The following is a 23,994-nucleotide window of genomic DNA, read 5'->3' as shown; positions in this document are numbered from 1 at the left end:
GCTCATCAGCCGAGTGCTCCTCCCACTGTGACGTGGCCCTTGAGCAGGTTGCGCGCGATGGTGCGGCGCTGGATCTCATCGGTTCCCTCGTAGATCCGCAACAGCCGCAGCTCGCGATACCAGCGTTCGATCGGCAACTCCCGCGTGTAGCCCATGCCGCCGTGGATCTGGAGCACGCGGTCAACGATCTCGTTGGCTTTCTGGCCGCCGTAGAGCTTCGCGATCGACTGCGCGTGACGGGAGTCCATGCCCGAATCCACCTGCCACGCGGCATGCAGTACCAGCCAGCGCAGCGCCTCGATCTCGACGCCCGAGTCGGCGATCATCCACTGGATCGCCTGGCGTTCCGCGATGGGCGCGCCGAAGGTCTCCCGCGTATTGGCGTGGTCGATGGCCATCGTCAGCAGCCGCTCGCACGAGCCGATGGCCCTCGCGGGCAGCAGGTAGCGCCCCCGGCCGATCCACTGCATGGCCAGCGCGAAGCCCTGCCCGACCTCGCCAAGGATCTGGCTCGAAGGAACACGCACGTCGTCGAAGATCAGCGAGGCGGGGCCCCACTCGCCCATCGTGTCGATGTACTCGGAGCGCCAGCCCATGTCGCGATCGACGAGGAAACACGTCACACCGCCGTTCGCTCCCTTGCCGGGGTCGGTGACGGCGAAGACCATCACGAAGTCGGCCTCGTTGCCGCCGGTGATGAACGTCTTCTCGCCGTTGATAACCCAGTCGGAGCCGTCCCTGCGCGCGGTGGTGCGGATCGCCTTGGCGTCGGAGCCCGCGCCGGGTTCGGTGATGGCGAAGCAGGACTTCCGCGTGCCCTCGATCGTCGGCAGCAGGTAGCGCTCCTTCTGCTCGTCGTTGGCGTGGAACAGGATGTTGTCCGCGGAGCCACCGAAGCTGAACGGGACGAATGTGCGGCCGAGTTCGGCTTCGAGCAACGCCGTCATGACGGCGGACAGCCCCATGCCCCCGTACTCGGGCGGGGTCTGGACACCCCAGAATCCCGACTTCTTCGCCTTCTGCCGTAGTTCGCTCAACTCGTCGGAGGTGAGACCGGGCTGGTGCGCGCGTTCCCTGCGCAGCACCTCCTGTTCGAGAGGAACGAGTTCCTTCCGAACGAACGTCCTGACCCAGTCACGAATCTCGCGTTCCTCGACACTCAGGCTGAAATCCATCGGCTCACGCTCCTCCGTCCCCACTGACTAAGCGATTGCTTAGTTCGCACGGTAGCGCATGCACGACCTTGGCGGGAGCCCTGACGACGCCTAGATTGAGTCGAGCCGGACCCACGGGCCTAGGGGGAAGAAACGCTCATGACCGAGTGCGCCGTGTGGTGGTCGGAACCGATCACCGAGACGGAAGCCACACTGTGCCTGCTCACTGATGCCGAGCGGCATCGATATGCGGCATACCGGAAGGTCGAGGACAAGCGCCGGTTCCTCACCGGCAGGGTGCTCGCCAAGACGGTCGCGGGCCTGCGGCTGGGACTGCGGCCCGAGGAGGTCCGCTTCGACGCGACCTGCTCCGACTGCGGCAAGCAACATGGTCCCGTTCGGGTGCCCGGCGCGGCGCTACGGCTGTCGATCTCCCATGCCGGCGAGCGCGTCGGCGTGGCCGCCACCTCGGGCGAGCCGGTGGGGCTCGACGTGGAAGGCACGGAACGGGGCGCCGACGACTCGCTGATCGGCTACGCGCTCGCCGAGGCGGAACAGGCCACCCTGCCCCCCGCCTCCCCCGAACGGGCCATGGCGTTCTTTGCGTTCTGGACCCGCAAGGAAGCCCTCATGAAGGCCACGGGACGCGGCCTTCGCATCCCGCTCAAGTCACTGATCCTGTCGAGCGCCGACCAGCCCGCCCGCCTGCTCTCCTCCTCCGACGACGCGCTCTCACCTGCCACGACGCGCATGGCCGACCTCGACCCCGGCCCCGGCTACCGCGCCGCCGTCGCGGTAATCACCGCGAACGAGATCGACGTCACCGAGCACTGGTGGCGCCAAGATCCGGTGTCCGGCGGACAATAGGGACGACCGGGAGATCGCCGAAGGAAAGGGGCAGGGTGTGACCGAAAAAAGCCCCGTGGATCTTCTGGCGGCCTACCGACGAGGGGACTTCTTCCTCGCCACCGAGAATCGCACGATGCTCGGCCGTGGCATCCACACGGCCGTGAGCGACGCCGACGAGTTCGCACTCGCCGAACGGGTGCGCACGCTGCTGCTCGGCAAGATCGAGGAGCGTTCGGGCGAGGACGAGGCAGACCTCGTCGCGGTGGGGGCGCTGCCTTTCGACAGCGACGCCACCACCCCGGGCCATCTCGTCGTGCCGAAGGACGTTCACGTCGCCGGTGCCCTGCACCCGGCAGCCGCGACGTTGCCCCGTCACGAGGTACCCCGGCCCGTGGCGATCCGTCCCGTGCCCGAGCCGTCACGGCACGTCGAGGCCGTCGCCACGGCGGTCACCGCGCTCGCCGAACGGAACCTGCGCAAGGTCGTTCTCGCACGCGCACTCGACGTCGAGTTCGCAGGCCCGGTGGGGCCGGAGGGCATCCTGCACAACCTCGTCGTGGACAACGACCGCGGCTACACCTTCGCCGCCGAGCTTCCGAACGCGAGGACCCTGGTCGGGGCGAGCCCGGAACTGCTGCTGTCGCGGCGCGGCAGGACGGTGGTGTCGCACCCGCACGCCGGATCGGCGCCGAGATCGGCCGATCCCACCATCGACAGGGAGAACGCGGAGCGTCTGCTCGCGTCCCGCAAGGACCACATCGAGCACGCCGTGCTCACCGAGGCCATCGTGGAGACGCTGCGCCCCTACTGCGCGCGCCTCGACATTCCGCCACGCCCTGCTCTGGTGTCCACACCGACCATGTGGCACCTCGGCACCACCATCACCGGAGAGCTGTCGGACCCCGGCGTCACGGCTCTGCACCTCGCCGCCGCCCTGCACCCGACCCCTGCCATCTGCGGCACGCCGACGCCGTCGGCGCGGCGGCTCGTCACCGAGCTGGAGGAGTTCGACCGCGGCTACTACGCAGGCGCGGTCGGCTGGGTGGACGCTCAGGGCGACGGCGAATGGGCCGTGTCGATCCGTTGCGCCGAGCTGGCGGAGCAGTCCTTGCGGCTGTACGCGGGCGGCGGGATCGTGCCGGAGTCCGACCCGAAAGCGGAGCTTGCGGAAACATCGGCCAAGTTCGCGACGTTGTTGCGCGCGATGGGCCTGCCCCAGGAGTGATGCCGGCCGAGAGACCGGCCGACGACCGATCTTGTCGCCTCACGCCGAGACGGCGTTTTCCGAGTGCTGAGGGCGGGGCGCCCCGGCACTCACTTCAAAGCGTTGATAAGGGCTTCCCGCTGCCGGTCGCCGAGCCCTGCTGCCCTGCGGTCCGGGTCGATGCCGGCCTGCTCCATCAGTGCGGCGACCTTGACCTGTCCGAGGCCGGGAACCGCCTTCAGAAGCTGCGTCACCTTCGTCTTCCCTACGGTCTTGTCCTCCTTGGCTCGGTTGAGCACCGCCTCGATGCTCTCCTTGCCCGCTTTGATGTTGGCCAGCAGTTCGGACCGCGCCTTCCGGGCCTCCGCGGCCTTGGCGAGAGCCTCGGCCCGCTGCTCAGGGGTCAAGGTGGGAAGTGCCAACGTAGTGATCCTTTCGTGCTTGATCGAACACCGCGTCACGCGGCGAAGGACCGACCCGGCCGCGCAGGCGCGCGAGGCCGCCGACGAAGCCGTCGAGGTCCAGGGCCTCAGTAAACGCCAAGTACGGCGATGACGCGAAATCAAGACACGAGGTTTCCCCGACCGTGCCACGCCCTGGTCACGGCCGGTGCCGGAGCGAGGACGGCAAGCACAGTTGGGCGCTGCGCACAAGCCCCGAACGTGCGGTGCGCATTACAGTCGCCCAATCCGGACACTCCACCTTCAGCGGGAGGCTCAATGTTGAGCACCATGCAGGACGACCAGCTTTCGCTGGCCCATCTGCTGCGTCACGGCGTGCGAATGCACGGAGACAGCGAGGTGGCCACCTGGACGGGAAGTGGTTCGAGGAAGACGACGTTCGACCGGATCGGAAGGCGCTCGGCCCAGCTCGCCCACGCGCTGCGGGAACTCGGGGTCACCGCGGACCAGCGCGTCGGCACGTTCATGTGGAACAACGCCGAGCACCTCGAGTGCTACCTGACCATTCCCGCGATGGGCGCTGTGCTGCACACGCTGAACATCAGGTTGTTCCCCGAGCAACTCGTATTCGTCGTCAACGACGCGCAGGACCACGTCGTCGTGGTCGATGGTTCGCTGCTCCCCCTGTTCGCCAGGCAACTCCCGGAGATGACCACCGTCCGTCACGTGATCGTGACAGGTGGTGCCGCCGGTGCTCTCGACGCCCCGTCGGGCGTCACCGTGCACTCCTACGACGAACTCCTCGACGGAAGGCCGGAGACCTTCGAATGGCCGGAGATCGAGGAACGCTCCGCCGCCGCGATGTGCTACACGTCAGGCACCACGGGAGATCCCAAGGGCGTCGTCTACTCCCACCGATCGATTTGGCTGCACTCGATGCAGGTCTGCATGACCGATTCGATGCGGCTGACCGACGCGGACAAGGCTCTGGTCATCGTGCCGATGTTCCACGCGATGTCGTGGGGTATGCCCTACGCCGCGTTCATGGTGGGCACGTCGATGGTGCTGCCGGACCGGTTCCTGCAACCGGGACCGATCGCGGAGATTCTCGCTGAGGAGAAGCCGACCTTCGCTGGCGCGGTTCCCACGATCTGGCAGGGCCTGCTCCAGCACCTCGACGCCAACCCGCAGGACATCTCGCACCTGCGTGAGGTGGTGGTGGGCGGTTCGGCAGCACCGCCCGCGATGATGCACGCCTTCGAAGAGCGGTACGACGTTCCCGTCCTGCACGCCTGGGGCATGACCGAGACCTCCCCGCTCGGCAGCGTCGCGAGGCCACCGAAGGCGGCGAAGGGTGAGGAAGCCTGGCGGTACCGCTACACGCAGGGACGGTTCCCCGCTTCGGTCAGGGCCAGACTCATCGACGACAACGGCGACGAGGTGCCGTGGGACGGCGAGAGCGTCGGCGAACTCGAGGTGAAAGGGCCGTGGATCACGGGTTCGTACTACGGCGGAGCCGACCCTGACAAGTTCCACGACGGCTGGCTGCGCACCGGCGACGTCGGCAAGATCACCCCGAACGGGTACCTGACTCTCACGGACCGTGCCAAGGACGTCATCAAGTCCGGCGGCGAGTGGATCTCGTCGGTTGACCTGGAGAACGCGGTGATGGCGCATCCGGCGGTGGCCGAGGCCGCGGTGATCGGCGTCCCCGACGAGAAGTGGGACGAGCGGCCGCTCGTCGCGGTCGTCGTGCGGGAGGGCGAGCAGGTGACGGCGGAGGAACTGAGGACGTTCCTCGCCGACAAGGTCGCGAAGTGGCAGCTTCCCGAGCACTGGACGTTCGTGGACGAGGTGCCGAAGACCAGCGTCGGCAAGTTCGACAAGAAGCGGCTCCGCGCCGCTCACGCCGAGGGCAAGCTTGACATCGCACACTTCTGAGAAATTCTCGGTGAATTCCTGAATACGGCAAGGAAGGCCACCTCCACGACCGCACGTGAAGGTGGCCTTCGCCATGCGGGTCGGCCTCGGAACTGTCGGTGCCCTGCGAGATGATCAACTTGTCAGGCATCGAGAGAAAGGGGCAGTCCCACGATGACGAACGGTCTGGGGGAATCGAAGGGCGGCAACGGGCGACGGTGGGGCAGGCTGGGCGCCGTGCTCGCGGCAACCGCCGTCATCGCAGGCGCGGGTGCGGCGACGGCATCGGCGCAGACCGGCATCGCACCAATGATCATCGACGGTGACACCGCCGACCAGCAGTACTCGTTCATGGTCTCGTTGCAGTACGAGCGCAACGGCGACCCCAACGGCCACCGCTGCGGCGGGACGCTGGTGGACGAGGAATGGGTGCTGACGGCCGCGCACTGTGTCACCACCGCGGGCAAGGACGGGGAAGCGTTCACGGTCATGGACCCGAACATCTTCCACGTCAGAGTCGGCTCGACGGACCGGTTGAACGGCGGCAGCGTCGCCGACGTGGAGGACATCGTCGTCCACCCCGGATGGGCGTGGCTGGCCGATCGCAACGACGGCCACGACGTGGCGATGCTGAAGCTGGCCGAGCCGGTAGAGCAGCGGCCCGCACGCCTCGCGTGGTTCGAGCCGGGTACCGGAGCCCCGGTGCGCGCACTCGGCTGGGGATACACGTCCAGCGAGGACATCGGCGACCCCACCACGCTGCCGGTTGACCTGCGACAGCTCGACACCACCGTGCTGTCACCGACCTCGCAGGAGTGCCGGGTTGACGCCGAGGGTGACGACTCGTGGGGCATCCGTAACGGTGACATCTGCACCGACAACCCCGGCGACTACCAGGCTCTGTGCGGCGGTGACTCCGGTTCGCCGTTGCTGAAGAACTACTACGGGCGCTGGATCGTCGTCGGCGTCGTCAGCAGGGGCATCGGCAGCGGGTGCGGCAGCACGCCGGACGTCTCCACCGGCGCCTACTCGCACTACAAGTGGGTCCACAGCGTGATGAGCTGAAACTGGACGCCCGCCGCTCGGTGCGGCATGGTCTTGCGGATGGACACAGCACAAGCCAGCGGTCTCGACGGCGAGGGCACGGCTCTGTTCCACCGCAGCATGCCGTTCACCGAGCGACTGGGTGTCGAGGTTCTCCAGCACTCCCGCGAGCTGGTGGTGGCCAGGCTCGCTCACGACGAAAGTCTCTGCACCCTCGGCGGGGTGCTCCACGGTGGAGCGTTGATGTCGCTCGCCGACTCCACCGCCGCCGTGTGCGCGTTCCTCAATCTTCCCGAAGGCGCGCAAGGCACGTCCACCATCGAATCGAAGACGAACTTCCTCCGCGCCGTTCGCGAAGGGTACGCCACGGCGACGGCGCGCCCGCTGCACGCGGGAGGGCGGGTGATCGTGGTGGAGACCGAGATCCACGACGACGAGCGACGACTGATCGCGAAGGTCACGCAGAGCCAGGCCGTGCTGCGGTCCTGACCACCACGGGACATGAATCCCGCGCTACCCGGCCGTATGGTGGGTCGCGTGGACATCGATTACCACGAGTGGAGTTCCGCGAACGGTTTCGCGCACGGCGAGTTCTCGGGCACCGAGATCGTGGATTCCGGTCTCCGCATCGCCTCGGCCGCCGGTGTGCAGGACGGCGGCGAGTACGCCTGGTGGACGTCTCCGGAGCACGAGATTCCCTTCGACGCCGACGACATCGTGGTGTCGTGGAACGCGGTAACACCGCCGGGAACGTGGCTGACCGTCGAGGTGGAGGCGCGGACGACGACGGAGCGGCGCACACCGTGGTATTCGATGGGCCGCTGGTCGTTCCACGAGACCGACGTGCGGCGCACCTCGGTGGCAGGTCAGCACGACGAATCCGCCCGCGTGGTCGTCGATCGTCTCGTGGCCGCCGACGACGTGCGCCTGCGGGCGTACCGGCTGCGGGTGACACTGTGCCGAGCGGAGGGCACCTCCGCCACACCGTCGCTGGCCGCTGCCGGAGCAGTGTCCTCGGTCTCGGAGGAGCGCACCGACGTTCCCGTGTCAACAGCCGGTCCCGGCCTCGGCATCGAACTCCCCGTGCCGCGTTACGCCCAGTATGTCCACAATGGCCACTTCAGGGAATACGGCGGTGGCGGTGAAGCGTGGTGCAGCCCTGCCGCGACGGAAATGGTGGTCGAGTACTGGGGAGCGGGACCGACGGACGCGGAACTCGCCTGGATCCCCCGCGACCACCCCGACCGCAGTGTGGTGCACGCCGCGAGGCACACCTTCGACCACGCCTACGACGGCACGGGGAATTGGGCTTTCAACGTGGCCTACGCCTCCCAGTACGGCCTGCGCGGCCGGGTTTCGCGCCTGCGTTCGCTGCGCGACGTCGAGCACTACGTCGCACACGGGATTCCCGTGATCGTCTCCGTTTCGTTTACCGAGGGCGAGCTTCCCGGCGCGGACTACGGCACCGAAGGTCACCTGCTGGTGCTGACCGGCTTCACCGGCGATGGCGACGTCGTCGCGAACGACCCCGCCGCCGACGACGCGGCCTCGGTGCGGCGCGTGTACCCGCGAGAGCCGTTCGAGAACGTCTGGCAACGCACCAAACGCCGCGACGCGAGCGGCAACCTCATCGACACACCGGCCGGCGTCGCCTACCTCATCGCACCGGCCGCCTCACCACAGTTCTAGCGCGGCTCGTCCGCGCCGTCCTCGGTGTCCGGCAAGCCCAGCTTGCCCGGGTTGAGAATGCCCTTCGGGTCGGCGGCCCTCTTCGCCGCGGCCAGCACCGCCATGCCCACATCACCGATCTCGGCAGGCAGGTAGGGCGCGTGGTCCACGCCGACGGCGTGGTGGTGGCTGATCGTGCCCCTCCCGCCCTCGCTGATCGCCTCGCTCGCGGCGCGCTTGGCGCGTTCCCACTGGCCGAACGGGTCGTGCGGGTCGCGGGCTGCGAGCACCGTGAAGTACAGCGACGCACCGGTCTCGTACGTGTGGGAGATGTGGCACATCACCAGAGGGCGGTCGAGTGCGCCGCGCAGGGCGGCCCGCACGCTGTCGTAGAGTTCGCCGATCCTCGACCAGTGAGTGGCCGTCTCCAGCGTCTCGACGCAGACGCCGAGGTCGAGCAGCGCGTCACGCTGACGGGGACCTGCGAAACGGCCCTTCCGCCACGCCTGCCCCGGAGCTTTCCCGAGCGAGACGGCACCCGCCCCCTTGAGCAGCTTGCGAGCGCGGGCGCGCTGCGGCGCGTGCCCGTGCCAGCCGAGGATCAGCAGGCACGGCTCGTGCACCCCGCGCGCGGTGAGGTAGCCGCGCAGAGCCTTCGTCGCGAGGCCGCCCTTGAGGGCGAGCGACACCGCAGTCTCATCCACATCGGACACCCGGGTGACATCGGCGGAAAGGCCGTTCTGCGCCAGCATCCTCACGAGGGCGACCGCGTGCCGCCAGCCCTTGAGCACGAACCCCTCGTAGTGCTCCCGCTCCGGCAGAGGGCGAACGCGAACGGTGACCTCGGTGATGACACCGAGTGTGCCTTCGCTGCCGACGGCGAGCGCCCTCAGGTCCGGCCCCGCCGCCGAAGCCGGCGCGACCCCGAGGCGCCACGGCCCTGCCGGGGTCGCCAACCGCACGCCCTGCACCATGTCCTCGAACCTGCCGTAACCCGCCGAAGCCTGGCCTGCCGACCGCGTCGCGGCGAACCCGCCGAGCGTGGCTCGCTCGAAGGACTGCGGCACATGACCGAGTGTGAATCCGTGTGCGGCCAGTCGGCGTTGCGCCTCGGGGCCCGTGACTCCGGCCTGGAACACGGCGAGCCTGGATGTCGCGTCCACGGAGACCAGCCGGTCGAGACGTTCGAGATCCAGCGCGATCACAGCGGGTTTGCCGCCGCGCAGAGCCGCCACTCCGCCGACGACCGACGTTCCTCCGCCGAAGGGCACCACGGCGATGTCGTGGGCCGAGCACACGTCCACGACGCGCTGCACCTCGTCGGGATCACCCGGCACCACGACGGCGTCGGGCACAGCGAGGTCGCCGGGATGACGCCGTCGAAGGAGGTCCAGATAGGACAGTCCGCCCGCGCGGCCGAGCCGCTCGCTCTCGCCGTCCAGCACGTGATCGGAGCCGACGACCTCCGCGAGAGCCGCGTGTGCCGCCGTGGGCAGGCCGGACGGAGGCACGGTGAAGGCGGGTTCGGCGGCGGGCACGGAGGGCGACAGCGGACCGATGCGGCGCGTCAGCCAGCTCACCGCGTGCGGCGGAAGCGGTGCGGCGTTCCCCGCCTCGGGCGTCCAGGCCGAGCGAAGGCGATGGTCGAGGATCTCGTTCACGGCTAGAGTGTGACACATGAAGCAAGAACGTCACACCTTCGAGCGGGTAGGTGCGGTCCCCACCGTGGCCGAACGCGCCACCGGCTCAAGGGTTCCCGACGACCTGCTTCTCGACGCGGCCCGAACGTGCGTGCTGGCAGCCGGAGTACGCAGGACCACGCTCACCGACATCGCCCGCACCGCGGGGGTGAGCAGGATGACGCTCTACCGGCGGTATCCGGACGTGCGCAGCATTCTCGCGGCACTGCTGACGCGCGAGTTCGGCGTACTGCTCCACAGGGTGAACGCAGGCATCGACTTCGCGCTGCCCGCTCGCGAGAGGCTCGTGGAGCTGGGCGTGGCCGCCGTGCGCGCGCTCGGCGCCGATCCGCTGCTGCGGACGGTGCTCGACCGGGACGCCGAGCAGGTGCTCCCCTATGTCACGGAGCGCCTCGGCAGCACGCAGCGGCTCGCCGAGCAGGTCGTCGCCGGGCTCGTCGCCGAGGGGCACGCCGACGGGTCCGTGCGGAGGGGTGAACTGTCCGCGCAGGTCAGAGCCCTGCTGCTCGCCGTGCAGTCCTTCGTCCTCTCGTGGCGGCCCGCCACCCGCGACGTCGATGGCGAGTCCCTTCTCGCCGAACTACGCCACCTACTCGAAAGCAGCCTGACACCATGACAGCAGTGATCCACGCTTCCTTGACGGCCCGGCGGCGCGCGAGGGAACTCGACGCGCTCGCGTCGGGAGAGCAACCCGACCTGATCGTCGTCGGCGGCGGCGTGACGGGCGCGGGGGTGGCACTCGACGCGGCTGCGCGCGGACTCTCCGTGGCGCTGCTGGAGGCCCACGACCTCGCGTTCGGCACCTCGCGGTTCTCCAGCAAACTCGTGCACGGCGGGCTCCGGTACCTCGCACACGGCCACGTGAGGCTCGCCAGGGAAAGCGCGATCGAGCGCGACATCCTCATGCGGCGAACCGCACCGCACCTCACGCGCCCCATGGGCCAGCTCTTCCCCCGCTACGCGAACACCTCGCCACGCGATCACGCGCTCACCGCGACCGGACTCGCCGCAGGTGACGCGCTGCGCAGACTCGCCCGAACGCCGTCGTCGTTGCTTCCCCGGCCGAGAACGGTGCAGGCCGCCGAAGCGTTGGCGCTCGTACCCGGGCTGCGCGAGACCGGGCTCCAGGGTGGGCTGCTGGCCTTCGACGGCGCGCTCACCGACGATGCCCGGCTCGTGGTCGCCCTCGCCAGGACGGCCGCCGGACTCGGCGCTCGCGTCCTCACCAGGCTGCGAGCGCTGGAGGTGACCGCCCACCGGGTCAGGGCACGCGACGAGCTGACCGGTGAGGAGATCGAGCTGAGCGCTCGCCAGGTGATCAACGCTGCCGGGGTGTGGTCGGGAGGGCTCGTGCCCAGCGTCCGATTGCGTCCTTCACGGGGCTCGCACCTCGTGCTGGACGCGAGGTCCATCGGCATTGGGGAGGCCGCCCTCATGGTGCCGGTGCCCGGTGAGCTGAACCGGTTCGTCTTCCTGCTCCCCCAGCCGGGAGGAACCGTCTACCTCGGCCTCACCGACGAACCGCTCGACGGCGAGGCAGACGACGTCACCGAGGTTCCCGACACGGACGTGGACTTCCTGCTCGACGTGGCGTCGCGGGTGCTCGACGTTGCGCTCACCCGCGACGACGTGCGCGGCTCCTTCGCCGGCCTTCGCCCCCTGCTCGACACACCCGGCGGCAGGACGGCCGACCTCTCACGGGAACACGCCGTCCTCACGGACGCCTCGACCGGGGTCGTCACCGTGGTGGGCGGCAAGCTCACCACCTACCGCGTGATGGCAGCCGACGCCGTCGATGCCGCCGTGTCGGCAGCAGGACTCACCGCGCCCGCGTCTCGCACGGCACGTCTTCCGCTCGTCGGTGCGGCGAGCAGAGCCGCGTTGACCACTGTGGAGGCTCCACGCAGGCTGGTCGGCAAGTACGGTACGGAGGCGCCGAGGGTGGCCGCACTCGGCGACGTCGATCCCGAACTGGCGCGCCCGCTGTTCGAGGGCTGCGCCACGACGGCGGCCGAGGTCGTGTGGGCCGTCCGCCACGAGGGAGCACTCGACGTCGAGGACGTGCTCCAGCGCCGAACACGGATCGGCCTCGTGCCCGAGGACGCGGAAGCCGCTCGCCCCGTTGTGGCGGACCTCGTCGAACGGTCGCTGCGGGGACTGGACTGACGCCGTGTCCGCACCTGATGCACGGGTGTTGGCACCTGGTGCACGGGTGTTGGCAGCTGGTGCGCAGGTGCTGGCACTTGGTGCACAGGTGATTGCAGCTGGTGCGCAGGTGCTGGCACTTGGTGCACAGATGATTGCAGCTGGTGCGCAGGTGCTGGCACTTGGTGCACAGATGATTGCAGCTGGTGCGCAGGTGCTGGCACTTGGTGCACAGGTGTTGGCACCTGGCGCCCAGGTGCTGGCATCTCGCCCCCAGGGGTTGGGCACCAGTTGCACAGGTATTGACAACAGGTCCACCGTTTTCGGCAACTGGCGCACGAGAGCCGCCGTCCTGTGTCGCTGACCGCATCGACTCGCCTTCGCAACCCCGCCGAAGTGCGGACTCGCGAGCACTCAACGCAAACGCCCGTACGGGAAGTGCGGACACGAGCGCACCAAGTGCGGACACGATCCCAGACTGCAAACACCCGTGCGGGAAGTGCGGACACCCGTGCGGGAAGTGCGGATACCCGTGCGGGAAGTGCGGATACCCGTGCGGGAAGTGCGGACACGGGCGCACTAGGTGCAAACACCCGTGCGCAGAGTGCGGACACCCGTGCACAGGGTGCGCCAGGTGCGCCAGGTGCGCCAGGTGTGCCAGGTCAGCGGTGGGCCGCTTGCGCCGGCGTGAAACGCACGGGCAGCGCCGTCAGGTGACGGTTCCACAGCGAAGGGGTGAAGGTCAGCCTCTCCACTGGAACGGCCACGCTGACGTCGTCCAATGAGTACAGTGCCGTCTCCACGGCGATCCGCGCGATCAGCCGTGCCGCACGCTGGGCAGGGCAGGCGTGAGAACCCGCGCTGAACGAGAGGTAGGCGCGGTTGCCGATCTCGAGCCACGGGTCGTTGGTACGAACCCGGAAGTCCGCGTTACCGGCCGCGAAGCTGAGGATCACCGCGTCTCCCCTGCTGATCGGCTGCCCGGCCAGCTCGCAGTCCACCGCGGCGTATCTGCCGATCATGTTGGCGATGGGCGGGTCCCGCCACAGCACCTCGTCGAGTGCCTCGTCGATGCCGAGCCTTCCCCCACGCAGCCGGGCTGTGAACCGGCGGTCGGTCAGCATCAGCCGCAGCGCCATCGCGATCCAGACACCGGTGACCTCGTATCCCATGCCGATGATCATCATCATCGCGTGGAGCACCTCGTCGTCGCCGCGAAGGCCGGGATGACGCACGAGCACCGAGGTGAGGTCGTCCCTCGGTTGCGCCCTCCGCTGCCGCAGCAATTCCACCAGCATCCGCCGCATGGAGTCGTCAGCGAAGTACGACTCGATGCCTGCGAGCAGAGTGCCTCTCAGCTTCTCCCTGTCCTCGGCGGAGACGCCGAGCAGCGACAGCATCACCAGCATCGGGATGGCGGCGGAGTACTCGGTGACGAGGTCCGCCTCGCCCCGCATCGAGAATCCATCGACGAGGCCGAGGCAGATGTGTTCGGTGGTCCTGCGAAGGCGATGCTCGTCGAGACCGTCGAAACCCTCCTCGACGGGCGCCCGTAGCCTCCGGTGTTTCTCGCCGTCGGCGTACACGGCGTTCTCCAGCGGAGACAGCAGCGCCGCCAGCGGCGCGTCCGGCGGGATCACTCCGCTCGTGTACTCCCGCCACATGCGCGGATCGTGCGAGAAGAGCCGCTCATTTCGAGCAACCTGACAGATCTCGGCATGCCCGAGCACGAGCCAGCCGTTGACGCCGGGCATCAGTTCTACCGGAGCGACCTGCCCCCACCGCGCCCGCAACTCGCTGTAGACGGCGTGCGGGTTCTGCGAGTTGACGATCTCCGACAGCGGAGTGAGACCGGTCATCTCGGCCAGCGTCCGAGCCGTGGGCGGCTGCGGCGACCCAGCCGTGGGCGGCTGCGATGACCCAGCCGTGGGCGGCTGCGATGACCCAGCCGTGGGCGGCTGCGACAACACGGTCAGGCCACCTCCGAGTTCTTGCGCACCGCGAGGGAGTACTCGACGAGTTTCACCAGTGTCTGCACCGACGACTGCCGGTCGCGCGCGTCGCAGTACACGATCGGCGTCTCCGGCAGCAGGTCCAGCGCCTCGCGAAGCTTCTCGGGACCGTAGGTCGGCGAGTCGGGGAACTGGTTGACCGCCACCGCGAACGGCACACTGGTGTGCAACTCCAGCTGGTCGAACACCTCGAAACTGTCCTCGATCCTTCGGGTGTCCACGAGGACGAGCGCGCCGACCGCCCCGTCGGCCAGCCCCTCCCAGAGGCTCCAGAAACGCTTCTGCCCCGGCGTGCCGAACAGGTAAAGCACGATCTCGGGGCTCACGGTGATGCGGCCGAAGTCCATCGCCACCGTCGTCGTCCGCTTGCCGTGGAGCCCGGCGAGTGAGTCAACGCCGACGCTCGCGGCGGTCATGGTCTCCTCGGTGCGCAGCGGGGCGATCTCGCTGACCGAGCCGATCAAGGTCGTCTTGCCGACGCCGAACGCGCCGACGACCAGGATCTTGACCGACTCGGCGACGGTCGGGGACACATAACGCTCAGAGCTTTCGGAGCCCATTCAGCACTTTCTCCAGCAGTTCGATTTCGGGGATGACGAGTCGCTGCGGGCTGGAACGCACCACGAGATGCCCTGTGTCGATCAGATCCGACGCGAGCACGACGACGACGCTCACCGGAAGGCGAAGGTGCGCCGCGGCCTCCGCGACCGACAGCACACCCCGGCACAACTCCACCAGCGAGCGCTTCTCCCTGCTCGCCGACATCGGCAGCTGCGACTCGGGGTTGGCGACCAGCAGAGTCTCCGGCCGCAGCGTGTTGCGCGACGGGTGGGCACGCCCGCCCGTGATCACGTACGGCCGGATCGGCCGATCCTCGTACTCGCTGGGGCGGTCCATGGTCAGCGGCTGCGGGTCGGCGTGCTGAGGGTCCGCTCACCGATCTGGAGCACCTGTAGCTGCATCTGCTGCGCGATCAGACCAGGGTCGATGACGGGGTCTGTGACCACGGCGAGGCGCGAGCCGTCGCCTGCGCCGCGCACGAACAGGAACCCGCCGTCGAACTCGACCATCACCTGCTTGGGGTCACCACCGGAGCCGAACTCGTCGCCGACGCCCCTTCCGAGGGAGGTCAGACCCGCGCACGCCGCGGCGAGTTTGTCGGCGACGTCGGTGGCGGTGTGGTTCGTCTTCACCTTGAGCAGGCCGTCGGAGGTGAGCACGATCGCGTGCCGTACTCCGCGCACGCTCCTGATCTGCTCCAGCATCCAACTGTTGTCACCGGCATTGGCAACCATTACTCCTCCGAAGTGTCTTCAGGGTCGGAAGGCGGGTTCGGTGTCGCGGCGATGCGGTTGGTCGCGGCGGGGTCCGAACTGAGGAAGGCGCTCATCCACTGCCCCGCCTGTTCCGCCGCCTGCCTCGGGTCGGCAGGCTTCGCGGGAACGACGGGCAGGTCCATGGTGATCTCGGTGCTGTTCCCTGCCGCGGCCTTGGCCTCACCTCGGCGGGATTTGCGGCGCGGCAGCACGGGCGACTCGTCGGCGGAGCGGGCCGCACCTCCCGGTTCGCCCGAGACGGCGGGGCCGGGCAGCGGCAACTGCTGGGATCGCGGCGAGGGCTCCGGCTTCGCCACCTGTACGGGTCTGAGGTTGTCGGCCGTGTTGTGCTGCCGGGAGAGCGCGAGCTGCCCGCTCATCGCGGGGTGTCCCGACGGCAGCGGCTCGGTCAGCTCCGAAGGCACCATGACGATGGCGCGCACCCCGCCGTACACGGACTCGCCGAGATCGACACGGAAGCCGTAACGCCGCGCGTAGGTGCCGACTGAAGGCAACCCCGTCTGCGGTACCTCGCCGAGTGTGAAGAGATCGACATCCTTCTCGCCCGAGGCGATGGCCCTCGCCTGTTCGAGCCTCCTGTCGTCCATGCCGACACCGCAATCATCGATCTCGATCACGGCGCCGCGTTGGACGTGCCGCAGTGTCACGAGCACGTTAGTGGTGGGCGGCGACGACTGCGCCGCGTTGGCCAGCAGCTCCGCGACGATGTGGATGAGCGGCTCCGCCACCCTCGCCGTGACGGCGATCGCGGGGTCCCCCGACGCCTCCACCCGCTGGTAGGAGGTGATGCGGCCGGCCGCACCGCGCACGACGTCCGAAAGCGGCAGCGCCTCGTTCCACTGCTGGCCAGGGCGTTCACCGCAGAGCGCGGCGAGCGACTGCGCGTACCTGGCCTGCTGAGCGGCGGCGTGATCAACGCGCATGCTCGTCTCCAGCACGTCCGGATCGTTCGGATGCCGGTTGACCATGCGACCGGCCTCCTCCTGTATGCGGTGCGAGGAGGTCTGCACCTTGCGAGCCAGCGAGACGACAGCGGTGTGGACGGCGCTGCGTTGTGCCAGGTAGATGTCCCTGGCGTTCACGACGAGTGCCCTCATTCGCTCGAACTCGTGCGCTGCCTCGGGGTGCGTGGGGCCGTCGGGAAGCGGCGGCAGCAGTGTTTCGTCGGTGAGCGATTCCATGTAGCGCACGAAGGCTTCGTGCACCTCGCGGTTCGCGGCGTACTCCCTCGCGAGAGCGGCGTGGGAAGCCGCTGCGGCTCTTGCCGACCGTACGGTCAGCGCGACACAGGCGGCCAGAGCGGCCAGCGCCGCGACGCCGGGTGCCAGCCACCACACCTGACCGGTGTCGCCGGTGGCGAGGACAATCGAGGTCACGACCACGTAGGCGGTGGCGAGTGCGCCACACACCCAGGCGAGCGGATGCGGCCCACGCGGGGAGGTCGGGGAGGATTCCATGATCACCCAGAGATCGGTCGGGCTTGCCGGAACATGTCGGCACACCGCGTCATCGGCGCGCCGGAAACCGTGAATTCCAGTGCACCTCCATGCGATCCCCAGAAAAAGCCGACGGCACGAATGGCCTAGTTCTTACTGCTCCGCTCAGCGTAGTCGATCTTTCTGACCCCCGTACAGTCCGCGAAGGGCACACCCGCGTCTTCCGCGCTGTGCCCATGCTGTCGAGAATGGACGGCACAAGGCTTTCGTGCCGAAAGGAAACGGGGGAAGGCACGTGGAAATCCGGCTCCAGCCGTGGCCGAAGACGATACCCGAGGCCATCGAGACGCAGCGTCGTTTGCGGGGCAGGATAAGGACCGTTGACGATGCTGAGCACGCCGTGCGAACGGTCGCCGGTGTTGACGTCGCCTACGAAAGGGACGGCGACCGCCTCGCCGCGGCGGCGGTCGTGCTCGACTACGCCTCTCTTGAGGTGGTCGAGACGTCCACCGTGATCGCGACGGCGGAGTTCCCTTACGAGCCCGGCCTTTTCGCCTTCCGGGAACTTCCCGCGCTGGTGGAGGCCCTGCGAGAGCTTGCGACCACGCCGGATCTGATCGTGTGCGACGGGCACGGCCTCGCCCACCCTCGCCGCTTCGGGCTCGCCTGTCACCTCGGGTTGCTTGCCGATGTCCCGACGTTCGGGGTCGCGAAGACCGTGTTCGTCGGCGAGTTCGTTCCGCCTGCGTCGAGGCGGGGGGCGTGGTCACCGCTCACCGTGGGCGACGAGGGCTGGGGCAACGGTGAGAACATCGGCGCCGTCGTGCGCACTCGCGACGGCGTGAAGCCGGTGTTCGTCTCGGTAGGCCACCGGATCAGCCTCGACACGGCACGCGCCCACACGATCACGCTCAGTCGGCACGCCCGGCTGCCCGAGACGACGCGCCGCGCCGACCACCTCTCCCGCGAAGTGCTGGCAGGGCGCATCAGCCCCAGCGTTGGACGGTGAACGCGGTCAGGAACCCGACCGTGGTGATCAGTCCGGTGAGGACATGCGTTCGCTGGAACGCCTCAGGGATCATCGTGTCGGCCACCATGGCGAGGATGCCGCCTGCGGCGACAGCCGTGATCACGGCGATCGTGGCGGCAGGCGCTCCGTCGAGGAGGAGACTTCCCAGCAGCGCGGCCCCGCCGCACGCGAGCGCGATTCCCGCCCACACGCCGAAAACATAGCCCGCGCTCCGCCCCGCCCGCTTCATGCCAGCGGCACTCGACAGTCCCTCGGGGATGTTGGAGATGAACACGGCGGCGAGCACGGTGACACCGACCCCACCTCCACCGAGAACCGACAGTCCCAGCACAACCGACTCGGGAATTCCGTCGAGCAGCGCGCCGATGGCGATGGCCGCCCCGCTTCCCTTGGCCTCGTGCTCGGAGGGCTGGTGCGGGCCCGACCGTTTGCGGTGGCGGGCGCCGCGCCGGGACAGCAGCTCGTTCGCCACCACGTACGCGCACGCGCCCACCAGGAATCCCAACGACGTCGCGAGCAGCCCTCCGGTGCGCTCGGCCTCGTCCACCAGCTCGAAAGCCAGCGCCGACACCAGCACACCCGCGCCGAAGGCCATCACACCGGCCACCACGGCGGGCGGAATCGCGAACCACCAGCCCGCCGCGGCCCCGAGCAGCAGCGCCGAGCCCGCGAGCAGACCCCACAGTCCCGCTTCCAGCCACACCGTCATCACGCGTGTCCCCTTCCCACACCGTGAGTTCGAGTACCCACACCGCCGTGTCCAGCCGTGTCCAGCCGTGTCCTCAGCCTGTGTACGGGTGTCTGCACCCTGCGCTGCAAACACGCGTACGAGAACTGCGGACACGTGCGGAAAGTGCAGGCACCCGTGCGGGAAGTGCGGACACCCGTGCGGGAAGTGCGGACACGCGTGCGGGAAGTGCGGACACGGTTGAGAGGCACCCTTTCGGGTAGCCGACTCGCAGATTGGCGCTTCAGCAGCTTCTGCGCGAGGAGGGACAGATGGCCCAGACGGTCGGCGACTACCTGCTCCGGCGACTGCGGGACTGGGGTGTTCGACAGGTCTTCGGCTATCCCGGCGACGGCATCAACGGCATCGTCGCCGCGTTCGGGAAGGCGGACAACCAGCCGAGGTTCGTGCAGTCGCGGCACGAGGAGATGTCAGCGTTCGAGGCCGTGGGTTACGCGAAGTTCAGCGGCGAGGCCGGTGTCTGCCTCGCCACCTCGGGCCCGGGAGCCATCCACCTGCTGAACGGTCTCTACGACGCGAAACTCGACCACGTCCCCGTCGTCGCCGTGGTGGGCCAGACCGCCCGCAGCGCGATGGGTGGCAGCTACCAGCAGGAGATCGACCTCCAGGCGCTGCTGAAGGACGTCGCGTCGGAGTACCTGGTCGAGGTCAACGTCGCCGAGCAGTTGCCCAACGCTCTGGACCGCGCCTTCCGTACGGCTCTGTCGAGGAAGGCCCCGACGGCGCTGATCGTCCCGGCCGACCTTCAGGAGCAGGAGTACACGCCGCCCCGGCACGAATTCAAGCAGGTGCCGTCGAGCCCGCCGAGCACGCCGAGAGCCGTGGTGATCCCGCCGGAGGACGAGATCGCGCACGCGGCCGAGGTGCTGAACGCGGGCGAGCGGGTGGCGATCCTCGCAGGGCAGGGCGCCCGCAACGCGGCCGAGGAGCTGATGCGCACCGCCGACGTGCTCGGGGCCGGGGTCGCCAAGGCGCTGCTCGGCAAGGACGTCTTACCGGACGACCTCCCCTACGTCACGGGTGCCATCGGCCTGCTCGGAACCCGGCCCAGTTACGAGCTGATGCGCGACTGCGACACGCTGCTGATCGTCGGCTCGAACTTCCCGTACTCGCAGTTCCTGCCCGAGTTCGGCCAGGCGAGGGCCGTGCAGATCGACATCGACGGCGGCCTGATCGGCATGCGCTATCCGACCGAGGTGAACCTGGTCGGCGAGGCGAAGGCCACACTGCGGTCGCTGCTTCCCCTGCTGGAACGCAAGACCGACAGGTCGTGGAGGGACACACTCGAGCGCAACGTCGCCGACTGGTGGACCACGCTGCACGGCCAGGCCATGCTCGAAGCCGACCCGGTCAACCCGATGCGGGTGGTGCACGAGTTGTCGCACCGCGCCCCGCACGACGCGATCGTCACGGCGGACTCCGGGTCCTCGACGAACTGGTACGCCCGTAACTTGATGATGCGGGGGCGGATGCGGGGCTCGCTTTCGGGCACGCTCGCCACGATGGGCGCCGGTGTGCCCTATGCGATCGGCGCGAAATTCGCGCATCCCGATCGTCCGGTGATCGCGCTGGTCGGCGACGGCGCGATGCAGATGAACGGCATGGCCGAACTCGTCACCATCGCCCGATACCGGAAGCTGTGGCAGGACCAGCGGCTGGTGGTGTGCGTGTTCAACAACCACGACCTCAACCAGGTCACGTGGGAGCTGCGGGCGATGGGCGGCGCGCCGAAGTTCGAGGAGTCCCAGAGCCTTCCCGACGTCCCCTACGCCAAGTTCGCCGAGCTGATGGGCCTCGTGGGCATCACTGTGGACGACCCCGGTGACCTCGGCGCGGCCTGGGACACGGCGCTGGCCGCCGACCGGCCTGCCGTGCTCGATGTCCACTGTGATCCCGAACTGCCGCCGATCCCGCCGCACGCCACGTTCGATCAGGTCAAGTCCGTCACGGAGGCCCTGCTCAAGGGCGATCCCAACGCCTGGCACGTGCTGGTGCAGGGCGCGAAGACCAAGGCGAGGGAGGTGCTGTCGGGTTCGCGCTGACGGCACCCGAAGGCGGCCGGAAAGCATCCCCCGGTGAGCCGTCGATGACGGTACGGTGATCGCCACGTCGTCACGGCGAACACCGACACAGGGGGCCGGATGCTGGACTGCCTTGGCCTTGACGAGCAGGCCGAACGGATCTATCGCCTGCTGCTCGAAAGGCCGGAGAGCGACCCCTCACTGCTCGTCGAGAACCTCGGGCTTTCGCAGACCATCGTCACGGCCGCGTTGACGACGCTGGGCGAACTCGGCCTCGTCGAACGACTTCCGGCCGGCAAGGTGCGGCCCGTGCATCCGGCCATCGCCTTTCCCCCTCTGCTGGCGGGCGCTCGAAAGGCTCTGCGGGCCGAGGAGCAACGCCTGCACCTGGCTGCGGCGGCGGCCGAGGAGCTGGCCGCGCACGCCGTCAGGGGCGCGGCGTCGGCCACATCGGACGTGCAGCAGAACGACGGCACCGCAGCGGCCCTGCGCTGCCTCGAACACATCACCGCCACCGCCGCGCGCAGACTGGACGCGCTGGCGGCGGCAGGACCGTCGCCGGGTATCACCGACCCCACCGACTACACGCCGATCGTGGAGTTCGCCGTGAGCCTCGCCGAACGTGGCGTGCACCTTCGCGTGATCATGCTCGACAGCATCAACTACCTCACGCCGCTGGTGGCGGGCGCTCACCGCATGCGCGCGGCCGGTGTCGAGATCAAGACCGCGCCCGCGCTGCCGGTCTGGACGCTCGTGGTCGATGGCGAGTACGTCGTCTCCGCCGTCGATCCCGACGACCACACGCGGGGCAGCATCCTCGTGCGCACGCCCGGCGCGGTGGCCGCCGCCACCGACCTCTTCGAGCACTACTGGGCCTCGGCCACCTCGCTCGGCGGCGAGGAGCCCGGCGATGGACCTGCACCCTTGAGCAGGGCACAGAAGCAGTTGCTGATCATGGTGGCCAATGGCAGCAAGGACGAGGCCGTCGCGCGCCGGTTCGGCGTGTCCACCCGCACGGTGCGACGCATGATCGCCGAACTGTACTCGCTGGCCGGCGTGTCCAGCCGCATCCAGCTCGTGTTCAGGGCGGCTCAGCTCGGCTGGCTCGACGGTTCCGAACTCGACCGCGTTTGACCTCGGCTGACTTCGGCCCGAACCCGGCCGTCCTCGATCTCATCTCGGCCCGGCCTTGTCCTACGGCGGCCATGGCCGCTCACGGACGGACCCGGCCTCCTCACCTGCGCGTCCGACAGGACAAAGGACGCACGCAGGCGGAGGAGGACCAACCATGGCCACCACGGAAGTGGACAGCGAGGCGTTGCGGGCGGCTGCACGGAGCGCGTCGCGGACAGGCGAGCAGCTCTCCGAGAGTGCGGCAGGTTGCACGCTCGGCTGCGCCGCGAACGCTCTCGCGGGTTTCACCTCGGGTCCGGCGCTGGCGAAGGCGGCGGAGTCGCGGAAAAGCGGCGTGCGGGCGCTTTCCGACGAGCTGAGCTCGCTCGGTGAGCGTCTGGCGCAGGCAGCGGATCGGTACGAGGCGACCGACACCGACGCGGCAGGGGGACTCGACCGCATTCTCGCCCTGCTCAAGGCCGGGGTGACGACGCGGTGAACACCGAACAACTTCGTGCCGCCGACTTCGGCGCCGTTGACAGCGACGCAGGCGCCTGGCTGGCTCTCGCCGACGCGCTGTCGGACTCCGCGCGGCAGGTCGGCTCCGAGGTGCTCGCGGCCATCCGGAGTGGCGCCTGGCGAGGTTGCTCCGCCGACAAGGCGTGCGATGCGATCAGCGGCAACCAGGAACAACTGACCAGGTCTGCCGACGACATCGAGCGCGTCGCGACGGCGCTGGCGAAAGCGGCCGACGGCTGGCGAGGAGCGCAGGGCCGCCTACGCAGGGCCTGCGAGCAGGCGCCCGCGCTCGGGCTGCGCATCGCTGCTGACGGCACCGCCGAGCCGCTTCCCGGACGGGACGCGCAACCGCGGGACGTGCAGGAGCTGAGTTCCCTCGCCAAAGGGGCGCTCGCCGAGGCGAAGTCGATCGACGCCGAACTGGCCGCCCTCCTCGGCGAGGCAGGTGGCCAGGCGAGCACCACCGGGCTCGGCGGCGCGTCCCTCACCGTGCCGTCCGGCAAGACCCCCGACGAGATCGCGGCGTGGTGGAACGGACTGAGCCCCGCACAGCGCGACGAACTCGTCAAGCGGCAACCCGAAGTGATCGGCCGTCTCGACGGAGTGCCCGCCGCCTACCGCCACAGGGCCAACCTCGCCGTGCTCGACGAGAAGATCGACGACACCACCGGCGCCGAGCGGCAACGGCTGAAGGAGATCCGGGCCCGGATCGACGCCTCCCGCTCCGGCTCCGACGCCGCCGACGACATGTACCTGCTGAAACTCGACACCTCGGGCGACGGCAAGATCGTCGTATCCATCGGGAATCCCGACACCGCCGACAACGTGTCCGTCTACGTACCCGGCACCACCGCCGCGCTGTGGGGTGATCTCGACACCGATCTCGACCGCGCCAAGGCGATGTTCGACAAGGCGAGCGGCAACGGCGGCGACGTGGCCTCGGTGCTGTGGCTCGACTACGACGCCCCCGACAGCGTGCTGCTGCACGCGCCCGACCCCACCTACGCGGAGAAGGGCGGCCCCACGCTGAGGTCGTTCGTGGACAGTCTCAAAGCGACACACCAGGACGGGGTGCCGCACACGACGCTCGTGGCGCACTCCTACGCCTCCCTCGTGGTCGGCGAGGCGGCGAAGCAGTCGCCGGGAATGGAGGCCGACATCGTCACGGTGGGCGGCGCCGGGTTCGGCCTCGACGACACATCGGGAACCGACGTCGAGAAGGCGCTGAACCTCGAAGGTGAAGTCTACAGCGCCACGGGCGGGACGGACGTGATCCGCGCCGCCCACGGTTTCGAGGTACACGGTGACGGCCCCTCCGAACTGAAGGGAACGGAGAAGCTTTCGGTCTCCCCCTTCACGGGCCACACCGGCTATTGGGACGACGAGAAGTTCCTCTCCGACGTCTCCGCCGTGATCACCGGGGACAAGGACGACGTCTCGGGCCCATCCGGCCTGCAAACGTTCGTGGACGATGTCCTCACCGTGGACCCCGGCAACGACGAGTGGCTCGGCGAGGTCGGCAAGGACGTGTCCGCCGTGATCAAGGGCGGCGTCGAGACAGTCTCCAGCGCTGGAGACAAGATCGGCGCCGTCATCGACGGCGGTATCGACTCCGCGAAGCAAAGCCTGGAGAAGATTTTCTGACCCGCGTGAGAGGACCACCGCCCGACAGGACGGTGGCCCTCTCACGTGA

The 23,994-nt window shown here is 68.9% G+C and carries 23 protein-coding genes; 14 read left to right on the top strand and 9 right to left on the bottom strand.

Annotation, left to right across the window (positions count from 1 at the left end; genetic code table 11):
* Window positions 1–5: 5 nt before the first annotated feature.
* Window positions 6–1,175 carry an acyl-CoA dehydrogenase family protein gene (locus tag SACXIDRAFT_RS13515; RefSeq protein ID WP_006239127.1) on the bottom strand — a complete coding sequence of 390 codons (1,170 nt, stop codon included), beginning with the start codon at window positions 1,173–1,175 and terminating at the stop codon, window positions 6–8.
* Between the two features lie 138 nt (window positions 1,176–1,313).
* Here SACXIDRAFT_RS13515 and SACXIDRAFT_RS13510 point away from each other — a divergent pair, with 138 nt between their 5' ends.
* Entirely contained in the window at window positions 1,314–2,021 is a 708-nt protein-coding gene (locus tag SACXIDRAFT_RS13510) for a 4'-phosphopantetheinyl transferase family protein (protein ID WP_006239126.1), read from the top strand.
* Window positions 2,022–2,058: 37 nt separating this feature from the next.
* The gene (locus tag SACXIDRAFT_RS13505) at window positions 2,059–3,228 is read left to right on the top strand and encodes an isochorismate synthase (RefSeq protein ID WP_006239125.1); all 1,170 of its coding nucleotides are present in this window, start codon (window positions 2,059–2,061) and stop codon (window positions 3,226–3,228) included.
* 89 nt (window positions 3,229–3,317) lie between these two features.
* Here the strand turns inward: SACXIDRAFT_RS13505 and mihF are convergent, their stop codons facing one another.
* A complete protein-coding gene (mihF, locus tag SACXIDRAFT_RS13500; RefSeq protein WP_006239124.1) occupies window positions 3,318–3,629 on the bottom strand; it encodes an integration host factor, actinobacterial type in 312 nt (103 codons plus the stop codon).
* 297 nt (window positions 3,630–3,926) lie between these two features.
* Here mihF and SACXIDRAFT_RS13495 point away from each other — a divergent pair, with 297 nt between their 5' ends.
* The 4 genes from SACXIDRAFT_RS13495 (at window position 3,927) to SACXIDRAFT_RS13480 (ending at window position 8,261) form a co-directional block, all read left to right on the top strand.
* Complete coding sequence (locus SACXIDRAFT_RS13495) at window positions 3,927–5,549, top strand: long-chain fatty acid--CoA ligase (RefSeq protein WP_006239123.1); 1,623 nt, start codon at window positions 3,927–3,929, stop codon at window positions 5,547–5,549.
* A gap of 153 nt (window positions 5,550–5,702) precedes the next feature.
* Window positions 5,703–6,593, top strand: coding sequence for a S1 family peptidase (locus tag SACXIDRAFT_RS13490; RefSeq protein ID WP_006239122.1), 891 nt, complete (start codon window positions 5,703–5,705; stop codon window positions 6,591–6,593).
* Between the two features lie 39 nt (window positions 6,594–6,632).
* On the top strand, window positions 6,633–7,061 hold the full coding sequence (locus tag SACXIDRAFT_RS13485; RefSeq protein WP_040922651.1) for a PaaI family thioesterase: 429 nt from the start codon (window positions 6,633–6,635) through the stop codon (window positions 7,059–7,061).
* Window positions 7,062–7,109: 48 nt separating this feature from the next.
* Window positions 7,110–8,261, top strand: a complete 1,152-nt coding sequence (locus SACXIDRAFT_RS13480; RefSeq protein WP_040922650.1) for a C39 family peptidase — start codon at window positions 7,110–7,112, stop codon at window positions 8,259–8,261.
* Here SACXIDRAFT_RS13480 and SACXIDRAFT_RS13475 read toward each other — a convergent pair.
* Complete coding sequence (locus SACXIDRAFT_RS13475) at window positions 8,258–9,901, bottom strand: FAD-binding oxidoreductase (protein WP_006239119.1); 1,644 nt, start codon at window positions 9,899–9,901, stop codon at window positions 8,258–8,260. The genes SACXIDRAFT_RS13480 and SACXIDRAFT_RS13475 overlap by 4 nt on opposite strands.
* A gap of 16 nt (window positions 9,902–9,917) precedes the next feature.
* Here SACXIDRAFT_RS13475 and SACXIDRAFT_RS13470 point away from each other — a divergent pair, with 16 nt between their 5' ends.
* From SACXIDRAFT_RS13470 to SACXIDRAFT_RS23075, 3 genes are read left to right on the top strand one after another with little or no spacing between them, the layout of a single operon-like run.
* Window positions 9,918–10,556, top strand: coding sequence for a TetR/AcrR family transcriptional regulator (locus tag SACXIDRAFT_RS13470; RefSeq protein WP_006239118.1), 639 nt, complete (start codon window positions 9,918–9,920; stop codon window positions 10,554–10,556).
* Window positions 10,553–12,106 carry a glycerol-3-phosphate dehydrogenase/oxidase gene (locus SACXIDRAFT_RS13465; RefSeq protein WP_006239117.1) on the top strand — a complete coding sequence of 518 codons (1,554 nt, stop codon included), beginning with the start codon at window positions 10,553–10,555 and terminating at the stop codon, window positions 12,104–12,106. Before SACXIDRAFT_RS13470 ends, SACXIDRAFT_RS13465 begins: the two co-directional genes overlap by 4 nt.
* Window positions 12,107–12,110: 4 nt before the next feature.
* Window positions 12,111–12,449 carry a hypothetical protein gene (locus SACXIDRAFT_RS23075; protein ID WP_157599666.1) on the top strand — a complete coding sequence of 113 codons (339 nt, stop codon included), beginning with the start codon at window positions 12,111–12,113 and terminating at the stop codon, window positions 12,447–12,449.
* A gap of 298 nt (window positions 12,450–12,747) precedes the next feature.
* On the opposite strand, the gene SACXIDRAFT_RS13460 is transcribed toward SACXIDRAFT_RS23075, so the two are convergent.
* The 5 genes from SACXIDRAFT_RS13460 to SACXIDRAFT_RS13440 all read right to left on the bottom strand — a co-directional run bounded on the left by SACXIDRAFT_RS13460 (window position 12,748) and on the right by SACXIDRAFT_RS13440 (window position 16,891).
* Window positions 12,748–13,944 carry a cytochrome P450 gene (locus SACXIDRAFT_RS13460; RefSeq protein WP_050986936.1) on the bottom strand — a complete coding sequence of 399 codons (1,197 nt, stop codon included), beginning with the start codon at window positions 13,942–13,944 and terminating at the stop codon, window positions 12,748–12,750.
* 113 nt (window positions 13,945–14,057) lie between these two features.
* A complete protein-coding gene (locus SACXIDRAFT_RS13455) occupies window positions 14,058–14,657 on the bottom strand; it encodes a GTP-binding protein (RefSeq protein ID WP_006239115.1) in 600 nt (199 codons plus the stop codon).
* Window positions 14,638–14,994 carry a DUF742 domain-containing protein gene (locus SACXIDRAFT_RS13450; RefSeq protein ID WP_006239114.1) on the bottom strand — a complete coding sequence of 119 codons (357 nt, stop codon included), beginning with the start codon at window positions 14,992–14,994 and terminating at the stop codon, window positions 14,638–14,640. The genes SACXIDRAFT_RS13455 and SACXIDRAFT_RS13450 overlap by 20 nt, the downstream gene beginning before the upstream one ends.
* 2 nt (window positions 14,995–14,996) lie before the next feature.
* On the bottom strand, window positions 14,997–15,392 hold the full coding sequence (locus SACXIDRAFT_RS13445; protein WP_006239113.1) for a roadblock/LC7 domain-containing protein: 396 nt from the start codon (window positions 15,390–15,392) through the stop codon (window positions 14,997–14,999).
* Window positions 15,392–16,891 carry an ATP-binding protein gene (locus tag SACXIDRAFT_RS13440; RefSeq protein WP_006239112.1) on the bottom strand — a complete coding sequence of 500 codons (1,500 nt, stop codon included), beginning with the start codon at window positions 16,889–16,891 and terminating at the stop codon, window positions 15,392–15,394. Before SACXIDRAFT_RS13440 ends, SACXIDRAFT_RS13445 begins: the two co-directional genes overlap by 1 nt.
* A gap of 274 nt (window positions 16,892–17,165) precedes the next feature.
* Here SACXIDRAFT_RS13440 and nfi point away from each other — a divergent pair, with 274 nt between their 5' ends.
* Entirely contained in the window at window positions 17,166–17,879 is a 714-nt protein-coding gene (gene nfi, locus SACXIDRAFT_RS13435; protein ID WP_040922170.1) for a deoxyribonuclease V, read from the top strand.
* On the opposite strand, the gene SACXIDRAFT_RS13430 is transcribed toward nfi, so the two are convergent.
* The gene (locus SACXIDRAFT_RS13430) at window positions 17,857–18,609 is read right to left on the bottom strand and encodes a ZIP family metal transporter (RefSeq protein ID WP_006239110.1); all 753 of its coding nucleotides are present in this window, start codon (window positions 18,607–18,609) and stop codon (window positions 17,857–17,859) included. The genes nfi and SACXIDRAFT_RS13430 overlap by 23 nt on opposite strands.
* 290 nt (window positions 18,610–18,899) lie before the next feature.
* On the opposite strand from SACXIDRAFT_RS13430, the gene SACXIDRAFT_RS13425 reads away from it, so the two are divergent.
* The 4 genes from SACXIDRAFT_RS13425 (at window position 18,900) to SACXIDRAFT_RS13410 (ending at window position 23,945) form a co-directional block, all read left to right on the top strand.
* A complete protein-coding gene (locus SACXIDRAFT_RS13425; RefSeq protein ID WP_006239109.1) occupies window positions 18,900–20,690 on the top strand; it encodes a thiamine pyrophosphate-requiring protein in 1,791 nt (596 codons plus the stop codon).
* A 99-nt stretch (window positions 20,691–20,789) separates the two neighbouring features.
* A complete protein-coding gene (locus SACXIDRAFT_RS13420; RefSeq protein WP_006239108.1) occupies window positions 20,790–21,803 on the top strand; it encodes a LuxR C-terminal-related transcriptional regulator in 1,014 nt (337 codons plus the stop codon).
* Window positions 21,804–21,957: 154 nt separating this feature from the next.
* Window positions 21,958–22,281 carry a type VII secretion target gene (locus SACXIDRAFT_RS13415; protein WP_006239107.1) on the top strand — a complete coding sequence of 108 codons (324 nt, stop codon included), beginning with the start codon at window positions 21,958–21,960 and terminating at the stop codon, window positions 22,279–22,281.
* A complete protein-coding gene (locus SACXIDRAFT_RS13410) occupies window positions 22,278–23,945 on the top strand; it encodes an alpha/beta hydrolase (protein WP_006239106.1) in 1,668 nt (555 codons plus the stop codon). Before SACXIDRAFT_RS13415 ends, SACXIDRAFT_RS13410 begins: the two co-directional genes overlap by 4 nt.
* Window positions 23,946–23,994: the final 49 nt, after the last annotated feature.

It is taken from the genome of Saccharomonospora xinjiangensis XJ-54 (assembly GCF_000258175.1).
In the GTDB taxonomy this organism is placed as follows: Bacteria; Actinomycetota; Actinomycetes; order Mycobacteriales; family Pseudonocardiaceae; genus Saccharomonospora; species Saccharomonospora xinjiangensis.
This window is presented reverse-complemented; position numbering and strand designations above follow the sequence as displayed.